Genomic DNA, 17,708 nt, shown 5'->3' with positions numbered 1-17,708 from the left:
TTTAGTTATGCGCCGATCCTGCTATACACCCTCCGCGCCGCCCCGGCGCGCCTCCAATCCCAGTTCAGAATGACCCGACCTGTCGTCACCCGCTTCGCGCCCTCGCCCACCGGCTTCCTCCATATCGGAGGCGGTCGCACCGCTCTGTTCAACTGGCTGTACGCGCGCAAGCACGGCGGCAAGATGCTGCTGCGAATCGAAGACACCGATCGCCAGCGATCGACCCAGCCGGCGATCGACGCCATTCTCGACGGGCTGAAATGGCTCGGCATCGAATGGGACGGCGACACCGTCTACCAGTTCGCCCGGGCGGCGCGGCACCGCGAGGTCGCCGAGCAATTGCTGGCGGCCGGCAAGGCCTATCGCTGCTACGCGACCGCCGAGGAATTGACCGCGATGCGAGACAAGGCCCGCGCCGAGGGCCGCTCGAAACTCTACGACGGAAGCTGGCGCGACCGCGATCCGGCCGACGCGCCGCCGGACATGAAGCCGACGATCCGGCTCAAGGCGCCGCTCGATGGCGAGACCGTGATCGAGGATCAGGTTCAGGGCCGCGTGGTCTGGCAGAACGAAAATCTCGACGACTTGGTGCTGCTGCGCGGCGACGGCACGCCGACCTACATGCTCGCGGTGGTGGTCGACGATCACGACATGGACGTCACCCACGTCATCCGCGGCGACGACCATCTGATCAATGCCGCGCGGCAGAAGCAGATCTACGATGCGATGGGGTGGGAACTGCCGGTGATGGCGCACATCCCGCTGATCCACGGCCCGGACGGATCGAAGTTGTCGAAGCGCCACGGCGCGCTCGGCGTCGACGCCTATCGTGCAATGGGCTACCTGCCGACGGCGCTGCGCAACTACCTGGTGCGGCTCGGCTGGAGTCACGGCGATCAGGAAATATTCACCACGCAGGAGATGATCGACGCGTTCGACCTGCCGGCGATCGGGCGGTCCGCGGCGCGGTTCGATTTCGCCAAGCTGGAAAGCCTCAACGGTCACTACATCCGCCAGAGCGACGATCAATCTCTCGTGACCCTGCTCACGGATTTGCTGCACTACGTCCCGCAGGGACCCGCGATCGCCGCCAAGCTCACCGACACCACCCGTGCCCAGCTTGTCCAGGCGATGCCGGGGCTGAAAGAGCGCGCCAAGACGCTGCTCGAACTGCTCGACAATGCCGGCTTCATTTTCGCCGACCGTCCGCTCGCGATCGACGCCAAGGGCCAGGCCGTGCTGACGCCGGACATTCGCGCCCTGATCGGGCGTCTGCGCACCGCGCTGGAGGACGTCTCGCCATGGACCGCGGCGACCACCGAAGCGGCGATGCGGACCTTCGCGGAACAGGCCGGGCTCAAGCTCGGCGCGGTTGCGCAGCCGCTGCGTGTCGCGCTGACCGGCCGGACCACGTCACCGGGGATTTTCGACGTTCTGGCGGTGCTGGGGCGGGAGGAATGCCTGTCGCGCCTTGCCGATCAGGCGGCATAACGGCCCCCGGGATCGGCCCAAGACGGGCCGTCTTGCGGTGCACACTGCAATAAGCTACGCCTTTCCTGTGTGCTTTTAGGCCAACCAGTCTCGCTCGCATCTTCGGTGCGCCGTTGCTGGTTTCGACAACGAACATCGGGGACCACACGATGGACGCAACGACTAACAATAAGACAGCAACGCTCACGGTTGGAAACAACAGCTACGAACTTCCCATTCTGACCGGAACGGTGGGCCCCGATGTCGTCGACATCGGCAAGCTTTACGCTCAGACCGGAATGTTCACCTACGATCCGGGCTTCACCTCGACCGCGAGCTGCCAGTCCAAGATCACCTATATCGACGGCGACGCCGGCGTTCTCGAATATCGCGGTTATCCGATCGAGCAACTCGCCGAGAGGGGCGACTTCCTCGAGACTTGCTACCTGCTTCTGTACGGCGAATTGCCGACCAGGGCGCAGAAGGACGATTTCGACCTGCGCATCACCCGGCACACCATGGTGCACGAGCAGATGGCCCGGTTCTTCCAGGGCTTCCGCCGCGACGCGCATCCGATGGCCGTGATGGTCGGCGCGCTGGCGGCGTTCTATCACGACTCCACCGACATCAACGATCCGAAGCAGCGCATGATCGCGTCGATGCGGATGATCGCGAAGATCCCGACGCTGGCGGCGATGGCCTACAAGTACTCGATCGGCCAGCCGTTCATGTATCCGAAGAACTCGCTGTCCTTCGCCGGCAACTTCCTCCACATGTGCTTTGCGGTGCCGTGCGAGGAGTTCAAGGTCAACCCGGTTCTGTCGGCGGCGCTCGACAAGATCTTCACGCTGCACGCCGACCACGAGCAGAACGCCTCGACCTCGACGGTGCGCATCGCGGGCTCCTCGGGCGCCAACCCGTTCGCCTGCATCGCGGCCGGTATCGCCTGTCTGTGGGGCCCCGCGCATGGCGGCGCCAACGAGGCTGCGCTGGCGATGCTGAAGGAGATCGGCTCGGTCGACAACATTCCCGAGTTCATCACCAAGGTGAAGGACAAGAACTCGTCGGTGCGGCTGATGGGCTTCGGCCACCGGGTCTACAAGAACTACGATCCGCGCGCCAAGATCATGCAGCAGGTCTGCCACGAAGTGCTGGCCGAAACCGGCCATCACGGCGACCCGCTGTTGAAGGTGGCGATGGAGCTCGAAAAGATCGCTCTCAGCGATCCGTACTTCATCGACCGCAAGCTGTACCCGAACGTCGACTTCTATTCGGGTATCACGCTGAAGGCGATGGGCTTCCCGACCGACATGTTCACCGTGTTGTTCGCCGTGGCGCGCACCGTCGGCTGGATCAGCCAGTGGAGCGAAATGCTCGAGGATCCGCAGCAGAAGATCGGCCGCCCGCGCCAGCTCTTCACCGGCCACACCCGCCGGGAATATGTCGGCATCGACAAGCGCGACTGATCGCTCGAAGGTCGTCTGTTAGGAACGGCGAACCGCCCAGGCGGTTCGCCGTTTTGCTTTGTGGCCCTCGCCCGGACGGAAAGCCCGAGCGCAGCTTCAGTAGCGCGCGCGATCGGGCAGCGTGCGGAATTCCTGCCAAACCTTCTGCGCATCGCTCCGCATCATCTGAGCGATTCGAACTTTGCGCTTGGCGTAGGGTTTCTTCATATCGGCGCCGATGTTCGAATCGTCGAACAGATCGGCGTAGTCGGTCCAAGACGCCGCGAAGAAGATCCGGTCGAGCCGCGCCCAATAGGCCGTCGCGTAGCACATCGGGCAACATTCGCAGCTGGTGTACATGGTCGCGCCGCGCAGGTTCGGCGCGCCGACTTTCTTGCACGCGGCGCGGATCGCATTGACTTCGGCGTGCGCCGACGGGTCGTTGTCGCGCAGCACGCTGTTGCCTGTCGCCGCGAGCACTTCGCCATCGCGTACGATCACGGCCCCGAACGCGCCGCCGGTCTTTTCGACGACGCCGGCCTTGCGCATCAGCGCGATCGCCTGGGTCATGTGCTGGCGATCCTGCTCGGTGATAGCGGCAGCGGCCAGCGGCTTGGCCTCCGCAACCGTCGCGCCTGCCGGCAACATCGCAGCGCCGAATGCCGCAGCGCCGGTTGTGAGGAAATTCCTGCGGTGGACGACGGTCGCTGATGCGAACAACGTGTCGAGCGACGACGCAGCTTTGATCGGTGATTTGGTCATGTTGGCGAACTCCGGTTGCGGCAATGCCGGTCCGCTCCGATCCGCGCGGCCGCGAACGGAAGCTTCAATGCTTCGACACGCTAGTTCCCAATAATTGAGAATTAATTGCAACAACGTCCACCGCAATCGGCGGTCGCGCGCCTCAGTGTTGGCGAAGTACGTTCAGGACAATCTCGGCCGCGCGCGCGCTCGGCGTCTGTGCGCCGGTCGACATGATGTCGTCGATCCGGGCGAAGGCCGCGAGTTGTCGCGCGCGCATCGGCGTGTCGGACAGCACCTCGCGTAGCGCCGGCACCAGCTTCTCCGGCACGCAGTCCTCCTGGATGAATTCCGGAACGACGTTATCGCCGACCACGAGATTGGCGAGGATCACCGAGGCCGAGCGGATCACCCGCTTGCCGATCCACGCCTCCATCGCGCCGGCCTTGTAGACCGCCACCATCGGCACCTGCGCCAGCGCCAGTTCGAGCGTCACCGTGCCGGATTTGGCGAACGCCGCACGCGCGATTCGAAACGCCGCCTTCTTGTCGGCATCGCCGACCACGATCCGCGGCTGCACCGGCCATTCGCGCACCCCCGCCTCGACCGCCTCGCGCAGATGCGGCACCGTCGGCAGGATCAGGTCGAGATCGCCGTGCTCCGCCTGCAGCCGCTTCAGCGTCTCGCCGAAAACCGCCATCTGGTGAAAGATCTCGCTGCGCCTGCTGCCCGGCAGCACCACCAGCACCGGCGGCTCTGCGTCGCGCCGCGCCTGCTCTGTGGGGCTCGGGCGCAGATGGGCGATCTGCTCGGTCAGCGGATGGCCCACATAGGTGCAGGGCGGGCCTTGCAGCCTGCGATATTCCTCCGGCTCGAACGGCAGCAGCGCCAGCACGTGATCGACATAGCGGCGCATCGCGCGGGCGCGGCCGGGCCGCCAGGCCCATACCGTCGGCGACACGTAGTTGACGATCGCGATCGACGGATCGCGCGCCCGCACCCGTCGCGCGACGCGGTGCGTGAAGTCCGGGCTGTCGATGATGATCAGCATGTCCGGCTGGGCGAGAAGCACGGCTTCAGCCGTGCTGCGGATCCGGCGCAGGATCGAGGGCAGCCGCCTGACCACGGCGGAGATCCCCATGATCGACAGCTCCTCGATCGGAAACAGCGAGACCAGCCCCTGCTCGGCCATCGCCCGTCCGCCGACGCCTTCGAACACGACGCCGTCGCCGAGGCGCTGCTTCAGCGCCCGCATCAGCGCGGCGCCGAGCCGGTCGCCGGATTCCTCCGTCGCGATCACGAACAATCTGCGCACCGCGGCTTGGGTCACCGCGGCTTTGGTCGATGTCGCGACCGTCATTCCGCCACTCCCGTCACGAACAGGCCGGCCCTGTCGGCGGCAGCGATCATCGCCTGCGGCTCGGCGACCAGCGTGTTGCCGGCGGCGACGGCGATGCCCGCGAGTCCGGCAGCCGCCACGCCTTCGATGGTGCGCGGGCCGAGCGTCGGCAGATCGAACCGCAGATCCTGGCCGCTCTTCGGCGCCTTCACCAGCACGCCACGGCCGGGCTTGCCGGCGATCCTGCCCTGCGCCCGCAGACGCGCCAGATTGGCGAGCAGCGCATCGGTGCCGCCGATATCCTCGACCGCCACCACGTGCCCCTCGATCACGATCACGGCCTGACCGATGTCGAACGGGCTCAACGCCGCCAGCACGGCCCTGCCCCTGGCGATGTCGGTGCGATGTCCGGCGTCGGGGGCTATTCTGGTGAGTTCACCCGGCGGCATCAGCAACTCCGGCGCGACATCCTTGACGCCGTGGAGCCGGAAGCCCTCGCGCTCGAAGATCCGGCCGATGCTGGTGAGCAAATGATCGTCGCCGCCGCGATACGCGGCCATCACGCTCGGCAGCACGCGGAGCGCGCCCCAGTCGAGCCGGACCGAGGTCAGGGCCGGCCGAATCAGCGAGCCGATGAACACCACGTCGCGGCAATGCTCGGCGCGCAGCAACCGCTTCAACCGGCCGAACTGGCCGATCGAGATCCAGTGATGGCGATATCGCGCGATCTCGTTCGGATCGCAGAAGCCGCGTAGCCCGATCAGCAACGGCGTCATCTGTCGCGCCTGCACCGCATCGGCGACCGCGAACGGCAACGCGCCGCCGCCGGCGATGACACCGATTGGCGAGCCGATCTGCGGGCCGGGAGCGGTCATCGCGCGGCCGCCGCCGGCCTAGGCGTCGGCTTCAGCGTCGTTGTCGTCGGCAAGAGCGCTCTCCGCCACCGAGCACAGCGGCCGACGGCGCCGGCCGAGGCGCTTGCCGTCGTCGATGAAGGCGACGATCTCCGCGATCGCCGGATCCTCGACGGTCCGCGGCCGCACTCGCTCGAGCCGATCGGCGAGCGCTCCCGGGCTGTAGAACAGGTCGTTGAAGAACGAGCGAACAAGGTTGAGCCGCTCCCTGGTGAATTTGCGCCGGCGCATGCCGACGATATTCAACCCCGAGAGCTTCGCATAGATGCCGGCAGCGAGCGCGTAGGGAATGACGTCGTCGCGCACGCCGCTGATGCCGCCGAGCATGACCTGGGCGCCGACGCGGGTGAATTGCTGCAGCACCGTCATGCCGCCGATGAAGGTGAAATCGCCGATCTCGCAATGGCCGCCGAGCGTCGCCGCATTGGCGAAGATGACGTCGTTGCCGACGATGCAGTCGTGGCCGACATGGCTGGCGGCCATGAAGAACCCGCGATCACCGACGCGGGTCACCCCGCCCCCGCCGACGGTGCCGGTATTCATCGTCACGTTCTCGCGGATGGTACAGCCGTTGCCGATCAGGAGCTGAGTCGGCTCACCCTTGTAGCCGGTCGATTGCGGCGCGCCGCCGAGCGAGGCGAACGGGTGGATGGTGCAGCTTTCGCCGATCGTGGTGTGGCCGGTGAGGTTGACGTGACTGATCAGCCGGGTGCCGGCGCCGATCGTCACATTGGGGCCGACGGTGCAGAACGGCCCGATCGTCACGTCGTCGCCGATCACGGCGCCGTCTTCAATTCGCGCGGTCGAGTCGATGTTGGTCATGAATTCCGGTTCAATCCGTCAGCATCGCGCCGACATCGGCTTCCGCGACGGTCTGGCCGTCGACGATCGCATCGCCGTGGAACCACCACATCGTCTTGCGGCGGCCGATGCTCTTCATGTGATACTCGATCGTATCGCCCGGCAACACCGGCTTGCGGAACTTGCACTTGTCGATGGTGAGGAAATACACCGCCCGCGGCTTCTCGGTGCCGGTCACCGACATGATGCCGATGACGCCTGCGGTCTGCGCCATGCCCTCGATCATCAGCACGCCGGGAAACACCGGCCGCTCCGGGAAGTGTCCCTGAAACGCCGGCTCGTTGAAGGTCACGTTCTTGACGCCGATGCCGCTGTGGTCCTCGCGGATGTTCCTGACGCGATCGATCAGCAGGAAGGGGAAGCGGTGCGGCAGGGTCTTGAGGATGGTGTTGATGTCCACATTCTCGAAACGTATCGGCGATTCCATCAGCCCCGGCCCTCATCTTTTCCGTCGTCGGACTTCGGCGTCGCGCCCGCACCGCCCCGCATCAGTCGCTCGACCGCGATGATCTCCCGGAACCAGTGCTTGGTCGGTTTCGCGAAGAACCCGCCCCAGCGCTCGCCGGCGGGGACACTGTCCTTGACCGCGCTCATCGCGGTGATCTGCGCACCGTTGCCGATCGTGACGTGATTGTTGACGCCGACCTTGGCGCCCAGCGCGACGTTGTCGCCCAGCGTCAGGCTGCCGGCAAGGCCGCATTGCGCAGCGATCACACAATGTCGACCAATTGTTACGTTGTGGCCGACCTGCACCTGATTGTCGATCTTGGTGCCTTCGCCGATCACCGTATCGCGCAGCCCGCCCCGGTCGACGGTGGTGCCGGAGCCGATCTCGACGTCGTTCTGGATGATCACCCGCCCGACCTGCGGCACCTTCTGATGGGTTTGGGCGAAGATGAAGCGGAAGCCGTCCTGCCCGATGTGACAGCCGGGGTGGATCAGAACGTTGTTGCCGATCAGCGCGAACTGGATGGTGGTGTTGGCGCCGACATTGCAGTCGCGACCGATCTTGACCCCGCTCGCGATCACCGCCCCCGCCCCGATCACGCTGCCGGCGCCGATCTCGACGTCAGGCCCGATCACCGCCAGCGGATCGACGATCACGCCGTCCTCGAGCCGCGCGGTGGGATGGATGACAGCCGATGGAGCGATGCCGGTGCTGCCGAAACCCGACAGCGGCCGCATCGCGTCTTCATGGATGTGCCGCGCATAGGTCACGAACGCCCGGACCGGGCTCTTCACCCGCAGCACCGCCACATGTGACGGCACCCGGCTCTCATAACGCTCCATCACCAGGCAGGCCCCGGCGTGGGTCTGCTCCAGTTCGGCGACGTATTTGAGGTTCTCGAAAAAGCCGAGATGCATCGGACCCGCCTCGTCGAGCGAGGCGATGCCGGTGATGACGCGGTCGCCCTGTGAAGGGTCGACCAGCTCAGCCTTCGTCAACGCGGCGATTTCAGCCAACGTCGACGAAGGACGCGGTTTGAAGAACAAAGTCGAGGTCATCCTGCGGTCGCAGTCCCGACCGCGGGACTTAGAACGAAGTCCCGCCGCCGAATTTGAATTCCTGGACGCGGTCGTACTTGCCCTTGGTGATCGGGATTGCGTAGTCGAACCGCAGCGGACCGAACGGCGAGGCCCAAATCAGGCCGACACCGACGGAGGTGCGGACCAGATTGGTGTCGTCGTAGTTGAGGCCGGCGCAGGTGCCGATCGAGGTCTGGCTCGCCGGCGTACAACCGGGCGTATTGACTTCGTTGGTGAGCGTCCACGACGTCGGGCCCTTGTAGTCGAACAGCGAACCGGCGTCGGCATAGACGGCGCCCTTGAGCCCGACTTCCTTCGGCAGGAACCAGAACGGCATCTGCAACTCGACCGATGCGCCCCAGTAGTTGGTGCCGCCGAGCGCGTCGCCGCCGTAGCCGTAGAAGGCATACTGGCCGATGTCGCGCGGACCGATGCCGTTCGGCGCGAAGCCGCGGACCAGGTTCGGACCCATCTGGAAGTGGTCGAGCATGCGCAGCTGGTTGCCGCCATAGGTGCTGAGATTGCCGGCCTGGAGGTGGACGATGCCGACCAGATCCGAAACCAGCGGCGTGTAGTACTTGGCATCGAACGCCGACTTCAGGAACTTCACGTCGCCGCCGACGCCGGCGAAATCCTGGCGGAAGTCGACGAGCAGACCGTTGGTCGGGTTCCGGGTGTTGTCCAGCGTGTTGTAGGTCAGGGTGTAGCCGACCGACGAGGTCCAGTAGGCGCCGTTGGACAGGCCGATGCGGACCGGCAGCGAGGCTTCGCCGTCGCCGTAGCAGCCGAGCGCGCCGTAGCCGGTGTTGTTCGGGTTACCGGCGGCGATGAACTGCGGAGTCGGGAAATAGTTCGAGGCGCCGAGGTTGTTGTTACAATTGTTCAGGTACGACGGCAGCGTGATTTCCTGCCGATACAGCGAATAGCGCAACTGCAGGGTCAGGTCCTCGCGCAGCGCGAAGCCGAGCCGCGGGCTGATGCCGAGCGTCTTGGTGCCGTACGAGATGTAGCTGTTGGCGAGCTGTTCGCGCTGATACAGGTCGAGGCCGAGCGCGACGCGGTAGTCGAGCAGGTACGGCTCCACCAGCGACAGCGAATAGCCGCGGGCATACTGGCCGTATTGCACGGTCGCCTTGGCGAACAGGCCGCGACCGAGGAAGTTGCGCTCCGAGACGCTGACTTCGCCCATCGCACCGTTGCTGGTCGAATAGCCGCCCGAGACCGAGAAGTCGCCGGTCGATTTCTCTTCGAGATTGACCACCAGAATGACGCGGTCGCTCGACGAACCGGGTTCGGTCGAGATCTTCACGGACTTGAAAAAGTCGAGGTTCTTCAGCCGGCGCTCGGCACGATCGACCAGCGCGCGGTTGTAGGCATCGCCTTCGGCAATGTCGAACTCACGCCGGATGACGTAGTCGCGGGTGCGGGTGTTGCCGACAACATTGATCCGCTCGATATAGACCCGAGCGCCCTCCTCGATCGAGAACACGATCGAGACGGTGTGGGATTCGAAATTGCGGTCGCCCCGCGGTCGCACGACGGCGAACGCATAGCCGCGACGCGACATCTCGATCTGCATTTCCTCGACGGACTTCTCGAGCGCCTCGGCATTGTACAGCGAGCCGACATTCACACGCGAGAAGCTGCTCAGCGAATTGGCGTCGAAATTCGGAATGGTCGATTCGAAGTTCACCGACCCGACGCGATATTGCTGGCCTTCCTCGATCTTGAAGGAGACCAGAAAGCCCTTGCGCTCCGGATCGTACTCGGTCAGCGCGGCAACCACCTGCACGTCGGCGTAGCCGTTCTTCAGATAGAAGCGCCGGATCAGGTCGCGGTCGGCCTCGACCCGATCCGGGTCGTAAACGTCGCCCGAGCCGAGGAAGCTCAGCAGGTTGGACTCGCGGGTCTTGATGACGTCCTTCAGGCGGTAGGAGGAGAACGCCTGGTTTCCGATGAACTCGATCGACTTGACGCCGGTCTTGGCGCCTTCGTTGACGACGAACACCAGGTCGACGCGATTGTTCGGCTGCTCGATGATCTGCGGATCGACGCGAACGTCGTAACGGCCGGACCGGCGATAGATTTCGGCGATCCGCAGCGCGTCGGACTGCACCATCGGGCGGGACAGCGTGCCGCGCGGCTTCGACTGGATTTCAGCCGAGATCTGCTCGTCCTTGATCTTCTTGTTGCCCTCGAAAGCGAGCCGGCCGATCACCGGGTTTTCCACGACGCTGACGACGATGCGGCCGCCGCCGCCCTGATTGATCCGGACGTCCTGGAACAGACCCGTTTCGATCAACGCCTTGAGGCCGTCGTCGATGCTGCCCTGGTCGAGCCGGCCACCTGGGCCCGGCTTGAAGTAGGAGCGAATGGTATCGGCTTCGACCCGGCGGTTGCCCTCGACCTGGATCGAGGAGGCAGACTGCGCGGCCGCAGGCGACGCCGTCAATACAGCAGTCGCCGTCGTGGCGACCGGTACGGCGAAAAACACCAGGGCGGCAGCAAGAAGTCCCCCCCGCAACAATCGCATTCCAGCATTCATGCGCAACGCGCCCTTGTCATTCCAGTGCCAACGCGCAGCCCCACGCCGGCAGAATCCCCAACTTGCCTTGCTTGTAGACAATTTTGCCGAGCCGGCAAACGTCCATTCGCAGTGCGATTTCAATTTCGTTCCAATACGTTGCCCATCGGCCACGTTCAGGTTCCGCGCTACGATGAAGCCAGGTGCAGGATGTCGTTGTAGGTCGCGAAAACCATCAACATCAGCACCAGTCCCAACCCTATCCGGAAGCCCATTTCCTGCGCCCGCTCCGACAGCGGACGGCCGCGGACGGCCTCGATGGCGTAGAACATCAGATGGCCGCCATCGAGCAGCGGCACCGGAAACAGGTTGAGCAACCCGATCGAAATCGACAGCACCGCCGCCAGATGGAGCAGCGGGGTGAAGCCGATGGTCGCGACCTGCCCAGAGATCTGAGCGATTCGCAACGGACCGCCGAGCTGGTCGGCCGCCTCGCGGCCGGCGAACAGGCCGCCGATATAGGAGAAGGTCCGATCGACGACGAACCAGGTCTCCTTGATTCCCATCCAGAACGCAGCCGGCGGGCTCGGCCGCTCGGTGGTCACCTCATTGGCGGCGGTCGAGCGGCTGATCCCCAGAATGCCGAGACGCTGGGCGTTGCCGAACCGGTCCTTGATCTCGCGAAACTCCGGAGTCGCCTTCAGTTCGACGGTCTCGGCACCGCGCTTAACGGTGAAATTCAGTTGGCGCCCGGCCTCGGTGCTGACGGTGCGCTGCATCTCCTGAAAGTTCTGAATCGGGCTTCCGTCGATCGCGACGACGACGTCGCCCGGCTTGAAGCCGGCCGCCTCGGCCGCACTTCCCGGCTGGATGTTGTCGACCCGGGCCGTCGTGCTCGGGACGCCGAACACCGAAAACAGGAAGGTGAACAGCACGATCGCCAGGATGAAATTGGCCACCGGCCCGGCGACGACGATAGCCGCGCGCGGTCCCACCTTCTTGTGGTGGAAGCTGACCGAGCGCTCCGACTCGCTCATCTTCGACAGCGATTCGCTGGAAGGCGTGCTGGCCTCGCTCTCATCGCCGAAGAACTTCACATAGCCGCCGAGCGGGATCGCCGACAGTTTCCAGCGGGTTCCGTGACGGTCGTTGAATCCGGCGATCTCCGGACCGAAGCCCAGGGAGAAAGTCAGTACCCTGACACCATTCCAGCGGGCGACCAGAAAATGACCAAGTTCGTGGAAGAACACCACTATCGTCAGCACAAACAGAAAGGGCACCACGTAGCCCACGAGTCCGTGGCTCAACGTGTTGAACCCATTCATAAAAAGATCGGCCATCCCATTCCTCTCAAGCAGAACCGACGGCCCTGTTCCCCAATGCTCTAGGATGCCTTTGCGGCAATTTGAGGCAATAGGGTGGCGGCCATATTTCGCGCGTTATGGTCAACGGCGATGGCATCGTCGGCGCTGCTGAGCGGGGCCAGATTGCCGGCGCGGATCCACCCGTTCAGGGTGTCCTCGACCAGCCGGGCGATCGCCCCGAACCTGATCTTCTGGGCAATGAAGGCGGCGACCGCGATCTCGTTGGCCGCATTGTAGACGGTGGTCGCGCCGTTGCCGGCGCGCAGCGCGTCATAGGCCAGCCGCAGGCCCGGGAACCGTTCGAAATCCGGGGCTTCGAACGTCAACTGGCCGATCTTGGCGAGGTCCAGCCTGGCGGCGCGGCCGACGATCCGGTCCGGCCAGCCGAGGCAATGCGCGATCGGGATTCGCATGTCCGGAGCGCCGAGCTGCGCCACCACCGAATGGTCGGCGAATTCGACCATGCCGTGAACGATCGACTGCGGATGCACCAGCACGTCGATCTCGTCCGGCGACAGCGCGAACAAATACGACGCCTCGATCACCTCGAGGCCCTTGTTCATCATCGAGGCCGAATCGATGGTGATCTTCTGGCCCATGCTCCAGTTCGGATGCTTCAGCGCCTGCGCCAGCGTCGCCTGCTCGATGTCGGCGGCGGACCAGGTCCGGAACGGCCCGCCGGAAGCGGTGATGATGACGCGGGTCAGTTCGTGGCGGTTGCCCGAGGCCAGCGCCTGGAATAGCGCGTTATGTTCGGAGTCGGCCGGCAGGATGCAAGCTCCCGCGGCGACTGCCCGGCTCATGAAGAAGTCCCCGGCGCAGACCAGACACTCCTTGTTGGCGAGCGCCACCGTGGCGCCACGATCGACCGCGGCCAGGGCCGGCTTGAGACCAGCCGCGCCGCTGATCGCCGCCATCACCCAGTCGGCGGGCCGCGACGCAGCCTCGATCACCGCGCTCTCGCCTGCCCCATAGGCGATGTCGGTTCCGGCCAGTGCAGCGCGCAACTCGCCGAGCCGGGCCGGATCGGCCACCGCGACGAATCTGGCGTTGAACTCCTTCGCCAGCTTGGCGAGGCCGGCGACGTTGGCGTTGCCGGTCAGCGCCTCGACCCGATACTTTTCCGGGGCGGCGCGCAGCAGGTCCATCGTGCTGTCGCCGATCGACCCGGTGGCGCCGAGGACGCTGATGGTGCGGACGCCATCATGCGCGGCGCCGGTATTCTTTAATGGGACTGCACTCATCGGATCACCACACCATAAGACCGCGGCCAATACCATCCAGCGATTCCCGCGTCAGCCCGATCACAGCGGCGAACGCCACCGCCGCGACATAGCCGTCGAGCCGGTCGAGCAGCCCGCCATGGCCAGGGATGATGTGGCTGGAATCCTTGACGCCGAACTGGCGCTTGACCGCGGATTCGAACAAATCGCCGAGCTGGGAAACAGTTGAGAGAACCGCTGCAAGGATAAGCAGAGGAACGATTTTCCCGAATCCGGCCAGGGCGAAGCCGAGTCCGACCAGCAGGCTGAGGACGAGGCCGCCGATCGCGCCCGCCCAGGTCTTCTTCGGGCTGACGCGCGGCCACAGCTTCGGACCTCCGATGCCGCGGCCGGCAAAATAGCCGCCGATGTCGGTGCCCCAGACGATCAGGAAAATCAGGATCAGCGCAGGAAACCCGTAGTCCGGGTCGAGTCGCACCAGGATCGATGCGATCAGCGCGATCGCCGCATAACCGAGCCCCGAGGTGGTCCAGCGCCGCGGCTGATCGCCCAGCACCGCCAAGCCGCCGACGCCGAGCACGGCCGCCAGCATCGCCGGCGCCGGCTTGTCGAACACCAGCCCGATGCCGCAGACCAGCAGCGTCAGGCAGCCGATCACCAGCACGCGAAAATCTCGCGCGGCGCCGACGATCGACAGCCATTCCAGGAAAAGACCGATGGCGACGGCGGTCGCGAGCACGGCCCATGCCCAGCCGCCGAAATAAGCGATGGCGATCGCAGCCGGCGCCAGCACGAGCGCAGCGGCGAGACGCAACAAGAAGTTCCGGGAGCCCTGCTCGGCTGCCGGCGCCGGCGCCGCGTTGTCCTGGCTCACGCGCGTCACGATCCTGTTTTCGCGGCCAAGCCGCCGAAACGACGCTCGCGCCGGGCATATTCGGCGATCGCACCTTCCAGCGCGGCCTTGTCGAAGTCCGGCCAATGGATCGGCACGAACACCAGTTCACTGTAGGCCGCCTGCCACATCAGGAAATTCGACAATCGTTGCTCTCCGCTGGTGCGGATGATCAGGTCCGGATCGGGAATGTCGGGCGCGTCGAGATAGCGGCCCAGCGTCTCGATATCGATCGTCGCCGGATCGCGCTTGCCCTCGGCGACCTCGCGCGCCAGCCGCTGGGCGGCGTTGGCGATCTCCTGCCGGGAACCGTAGTTGAAGGCGACCACCAGATTGAGCTTGGTGTTGTTGCGGGTCAGTTCCTGCGCCTCGTCGAGCATCGCGCACAGATCGCGATCGAGCCGGTCGCGCTCGCCGATCACGCGGACGCGCACGCCGTCGCGGTGCAGGGACGCCAGGTCGTTCCGGATGAAGCGTCGCAGCAGGCCGAACAGATCGCCGATCTCGCTTTTCGGCCGGGCCCAGTTCTCCGAGCTGAACGAGAAGATGGTCAGGTACCGGATGCCGATCTCGTTCGCCGCCCGGACGACGCGGCGGAGCGCCTCGACGCCGCGGCGATGCCCCTCGGCCCGCGGCAGGCCGCGCGCCGCGGCCCAGCGGCCATTACCGTCCATGATGATGGCGACATGCGCCGGAATGACGGGAGGATCCGACCGGTCAGTCGCGGTGGCGGCAGCTTTCGACATAGGCCAATTCCCGAAGCGTCATCCCGCGAAGACGTACCCGTTCGCTGCCAGAAATATTTCCAGATCAATAAGTTATGATAGCTTCGATCACAAGACTGGATACCGCCATCGTGGCACTAGGCCTGATTCTCTCACCGCCGCGAATGCATTTTCGCCCGCTTCCGACCGGTCGAGGCCCCTGCCCGACCGCCTCCGCGCCACCGCTGCAACCCCGACCCGGGCGCATGCGGCGACGCCAAGATGAAAAAGCTAGACGGTCAGGATTTCCTTTTCCTTGCTCGCGAGCAACTGATCGATCTCGGAAATCGCGCTGTCGGTCGCCTTCTGCACTTCCTGATCCAGCCGCTTCTGATCGTCCTCGGAGATCTCGTGGGCCTTCTCCAGCTTCTTGATCGTATCGAGGCCGTCGCGGCGCACGTGGCGGACCGCGACGCGGGCGGCCTCGGCGTATTTGTGCGCGACCTTCACCAGTTCCTTGCGGCGATCCTGGTTGAGTTCGGGAATCCGCAGCCGCAACACCTGGCCCTCGGTGGCCGGGCTGAGGCCAAGGTTGGAGTCGACGATCGCCTTTTCGACCGCCCTGACCATCGACTTGTCCCACACCTGCACCGACAGCAAGCGGGGCTCGGGCACGGTGACGGTGGCGAGCTGATTGAGCGGCATGTGGGTGCCATAGGCATCGACCTGCACGGGCTCCAGCATCGAAGCCGCCGCGCGGCCGGTGCGCAGGCCGCCGAGTTCGTGCTGCAACGCCTGCGACGCGCCCTGCATCCGGCGCTTCAAATCATTGATGTCGAACTTTTCGGACTGCATGCCAGTCACTCCCTCTCGAATTCTGAATCCTCATCGCGACGCCTCGCGGCACGCGAAACTCAACCCGCGACGACAGTCGCCCGGCCCGCGCCGCCCAGCACGGCGCCGATCGATCCCGGCTCGGCGATGGAGAACACGATGATAGGCAGCGACGTCTCGCGGGCAAGCGCGAAAGCCGTCGCATCCATGACCTTGTAGCCGCCGGCGAGCGCTTCCGAATGCGTCAGCCGCTCGAACCGCTTCGCATTCGGATCGCGCTTCGGGTCGGCCGTATAGACGCCGTCGACATTGGTGGCTTTCAGCACCGCGCCGGCGTCGATCTCGGCGGCGCGCAGCACGGCGGTGGTGTCGGTGGTGAAGAACGGATTGCCGGTGCCGCCGGCGAGCAGCGCGATGCCGCCTGCGGCGAGCGTCTCGAGCGCGGACGCGCGAGTGTAGAGATCGCAGACTTCGGGCATCAGCAGGGCCGAGAAGGTTCTCGCCGCCTGGCCGTGGCGCCGCAGTGCTTCGCCGAGCGCGAGGCAGTTCATCACGGTGGCCAGCATACCCATGGTGTCGCCGGTCGGGCGCGACACGCCGCGCGCCGAGACCTCGACGCCACGGAAGATGTTGCCGCCGCCGACCACGACGGCGATCTCGACGCCGAGGCCGCGCGCCGCGATCAGGTCGCCGGCGACGCGATCGATGGTGGGCTGATCGATGCCGTAATGCTGGGGGCCGGCGAAATACTCGCCCGATAGCTTGACCACCACACGACGATAGATCGGCTCACCCATGATGCGGTCGCGTCCCCGGTGGATTCACTCCCGGCCGGGCGGCCGGGAGGCGGTCACGTGAAAAGCGATTACTTCTGGCCCAAGCTACTTCTGGCCCGAGACCGCGGCGACTTCGGCCGCGAAGTCCGAGGTCTGCTTCTCGATGCCTTCGCCGAGCGCGTAGCGGACGAAGCCGGTGATCTTGATCGGCGCGCCGATCTTGCCCTCGGCTTCCTTGACCGCCTGACCGACGGCCTTGCCCTTCTCGTCGTGGATGTAGGCCTGCTCAAGCAGGCAGACTTCCTTGTAGTAGGTCTTCAGGCCGTTCTCGACGATCTTCTCGATCATGTTCTCAGGCTTGCCCTGCTGGCGATACTTGTCGGCCATCACCTCGCGCTCGCGGCGGACGACGTCCGGGTCGAGCCCGGCCGGATCCAGCGCCTGCGGGTTGGCGGCGGCGACGTGCATCGCGAGCTGGCGGCCGAGCGCGGCCAGTTCGTCGGTCTTGCCGGCGGATTCCAGCGCGACGATCACGCCCATCTTGCCGGCGCCGTCGATCACCGCACCGTGGACGTAGCTCGCGACCACGCCCTGCGACACTTCCAGCGCAGCAGCGCGGCGAAGGGTCATGTTCTCGCCGATGGTGGCGATCGCGTCCGAGATCGCACCGGCGACGGTCGAGGAGCCGACCGGCGCGGCGTTGATCTTGTCGACGTCGGCGCCGACCTTGAGCGCGACCTGGGCGATCATCTTGACCAGGCCCTGGAACTGCTCGTTGCGCGCGACGAAATCGGTCTCGGAATTGACTTCGATGACGACGCCCTTGACGCCGTCGGTCAGGGCGCCGATCAGGCCCTCGGCGGCGACGCGGCCGGCCTTCTTGGCGGCCTTCGACAGGCCCTTCTTGCGCAGCCAGTCGACCGCGGCATCCATGTTGCCGTCGTTCTCGGCGAGCGCCTGCTTGCAGTCCATCATGCCGACGCCGGTGGTTTCGCGCAGCTCCTTGACCATCGCTGCAGTAATCGTTGCCATGCTCGTAGTCCTTTGCCTGTCAGGGCGCGACGCGTGGCAGGAGCCCGCGGCACGCGATCAGG

16 protein-coding genes are annotated in these 17,708 nt (G+C 65.4%); 2 read left to right on the top strand and 14 right to left on the bottom strand.

Annotated features, from left to right (window positions below):
- Window positions 1–69 precede the first annotated feature (69 nt).
- Both gltX and gltA read left to right on the top strand, forming a co-directional pair.
- Window positions 70–1,491 carry a glutamate--tRNA ligase gene (gene gltX, locus SR870_RS05670; RefSeq protein ID WP_322517051.1) on the top strand — a complete coding sequence of 474 codons (1,422 nt, stop codon included), beginning with the start codon at window positions 70–72 and terminating at the stop codon, window positions 1,489–1,491.
- Window positions 1,492–1,640: 149 nt separating this feature from the next.
- Window positions 1,641–2,936: a citrate synthase gene (gene gltA, locus SR870_RS05665; RefSeq protein WP_322517050.1), complete on the top strand. Its 1,296-nt coding sequence runs from the start codon at window positions 1,641–1,643 to the stop codon at window positions 2,934–2,936.
- A gap of 96 nt (window positions 2,937–3,032) precedes the next feature.
- On the opposite strand, the gene SR870_RS05660 is transcribed toward gltA, so the two are convergent.
- The 14 genes from SR870_RS05660 to tsf form a co-directional block, all read right to left on the bottom strand.
- Window positions 3,033–3,677 (bottom strand): nucleoside deaminase, encoded by a 645-nt coding sequence (locus SR870_RS05660; RefSeq protein ID WP_322517049.1) that lies wholly within the window; start codon window positions 3,675–3,677, stop codon window positions 3,033–3,035.
- 142 nt (window positions 3,678–3,819) lie between these two features.
- Window positions 3,820–5,016, bottom strand: a complete 1,197-nt coding sequence (gene lpxB, locus SR870_RS05655) for a lipid-A-disaccharide synthase (protein WP_322517048.1) — start codon at window positions 5,014–5,016, stop codon at window positions 3,820–3,822.
- On the bottom strand, window positions 5,013–5,870 hold the full coding sequence (locus SR870_RS05650) for an LpxI family protein (protein ID WP_322517047.1): 858 nt from the start codon (window positions 5,868–5,870) through the stop codon (window positions 5,013–5,015). The genes lpxB and SR870_RS05650 overlap by 4 nt, the downstream gene beginning before the upstream one ends.
- A gap of 18 nt (window positions 5,871–5,888) precedes the next feature.
- Window positions 5,889–6,731, bottom strand: a complete 843-nt coding sequence (gene lpxA / locus SR870_RS05645) for an acyl-ACP--UDP-N-acetylglucosamine O-acyltransferase (protein WP_322517046.1) — start codon at window positions 6,729–6,731, stop codon at window positions 5,889–5,891.
- A 10-nt stretch (window positions 6,732–6,741) separates the two neighbouring features.
- Entirely contained in the window at window positions 6,742–7,197 is a 456-nt protein-coding gene (gene fabZ, locus SR870_RS05640) for a 3-hydroxyacyl-ACP dehydratase FabZ (protein WP_322517045.1), read from the bottom strand.
- Window positions 7,197–8,276, bottom strand: a complete 1,080-nt coding sequence (gene lpxD / locus SR870_RS05635; protein WP_322517044.1) for a UDP-3-O-(3-hydroxymyristoyl)glucosamine N-acyltransferase — start codon at window positions 8,274–8,276, stop codon at window positions 7,197–7,199. Before lpxD ends, fabZ begins: the two co-directional genes overlap by 1 nt.
- A 28-nt stretch (window positions 8,277–8,304) precedes the next feature.
- A complete protein-coding gene (gene bamA / locus SR870_RS05630) occupies window positions 8,305–10,842 on the bottom strand; it encodes an outer membrane protein assembly factor BamA (RefSeq protein WP_322517043.1) in 2,538 nt (845 codons plus the stop codon).
- A 167-nt stretch (window positions 10,843–11,009) separates the two neighbouring features.
- Entirely contained in the window at window positions 11,010–12,161 is a 1,152-nt protein-coding gene (gene rseP, locus SR870_RS05625; RefSeq protein ID WP_322517042.1) for an RIP metalloprotease RseP, read from the bottom strand.
- 44 nt (window positions 12,162–12,205) lie between these two features.
- A complete protein-coding gene (dxr, locus tag SR870_RS05620) occupies window positions 12,206–13,429 on the bottom strand; it encodes a 1-deoxy-D-xylulose-5-phosphate reductoisomerase (protein ID WP_322517041.1) in 1,224 nt (407 codons plus the stop codon).
- A 4-nt stretch (window positions 13,430–13,433) separates the two neighbouring features.
- A complete protein-coding gene (locus tag SR870_RS05615; RefSeq protein ID WP_322517040.1) occupies window positions 13,434–14,282 on the bottom strand; it encodes a phosphatidate cytidylyltransferase in 849 nt (282 codons plus the stop codon).
- A gap of 5 nt (window positions 14,283–14,287) precedes the next feature.
- A complete protein-coding gene (locus SR870_RS05610) occupies window positions 14,288–15,046 on the bottom strand; it encodes an isoprenyl transferase (RefSeq protein ID WP_322517039.1) in 759 nt (252 codons plus the stop codon).
- Between the two features lie 249 nt (window positions 15,047–15,295).
- Complete coding sequence (gene frr / locus SR870_RS05605; protein ID WP_322517038.1) at window positions 15,296–15,859, bottom strand: ribosome recycling factor; 564 nt, start codon at window positions 15,857–15,859, stop codon at window positions 15,296–15,298.
- A 59-nt stretch (window positions 15,860–15,918) separates the two neighbouring features.
- Entirely contained in the window at window positions 15,919–16,635 is a 717-nt protein-coding gene (gene pyrH, locus SR870_RS05600) for a UMP kinase (RefSeq protein WP_322517037.1), read from the bottom strand.
- Between the two features lie 84 nt (window positions 16,636–16,719).
- The gene (gene tsf, locus SR870_RS05595; protein ID WP_322517036.1) at window positions 16,720–17,646 is read right to left on the bottom strand and encodes a translation elongation factor Ts; all 927 of its coding nucleotides are present in this window, start codon (window positions 17,644–17,646) and stop codon (window positions 16,720–16,722) included.
- Window positions 17,647–17,708: the final 62 nt, after the last annotated feature.

This window comes from Rhodopseudomonas palustris (assembly GCF_034479375.1).
Lineage (GTDB): Bacteria > Pseudomonadota > Alphaproteobacteria > Rhizobiales > Xanthobacteraceae > Rhodopseudomonas > Rhodopseudomonas palustris_M.
Note: the sequence above shows the minus strand (reverse complement) of the source record. Positions and strands in the feature narration are given on the sequence as shown.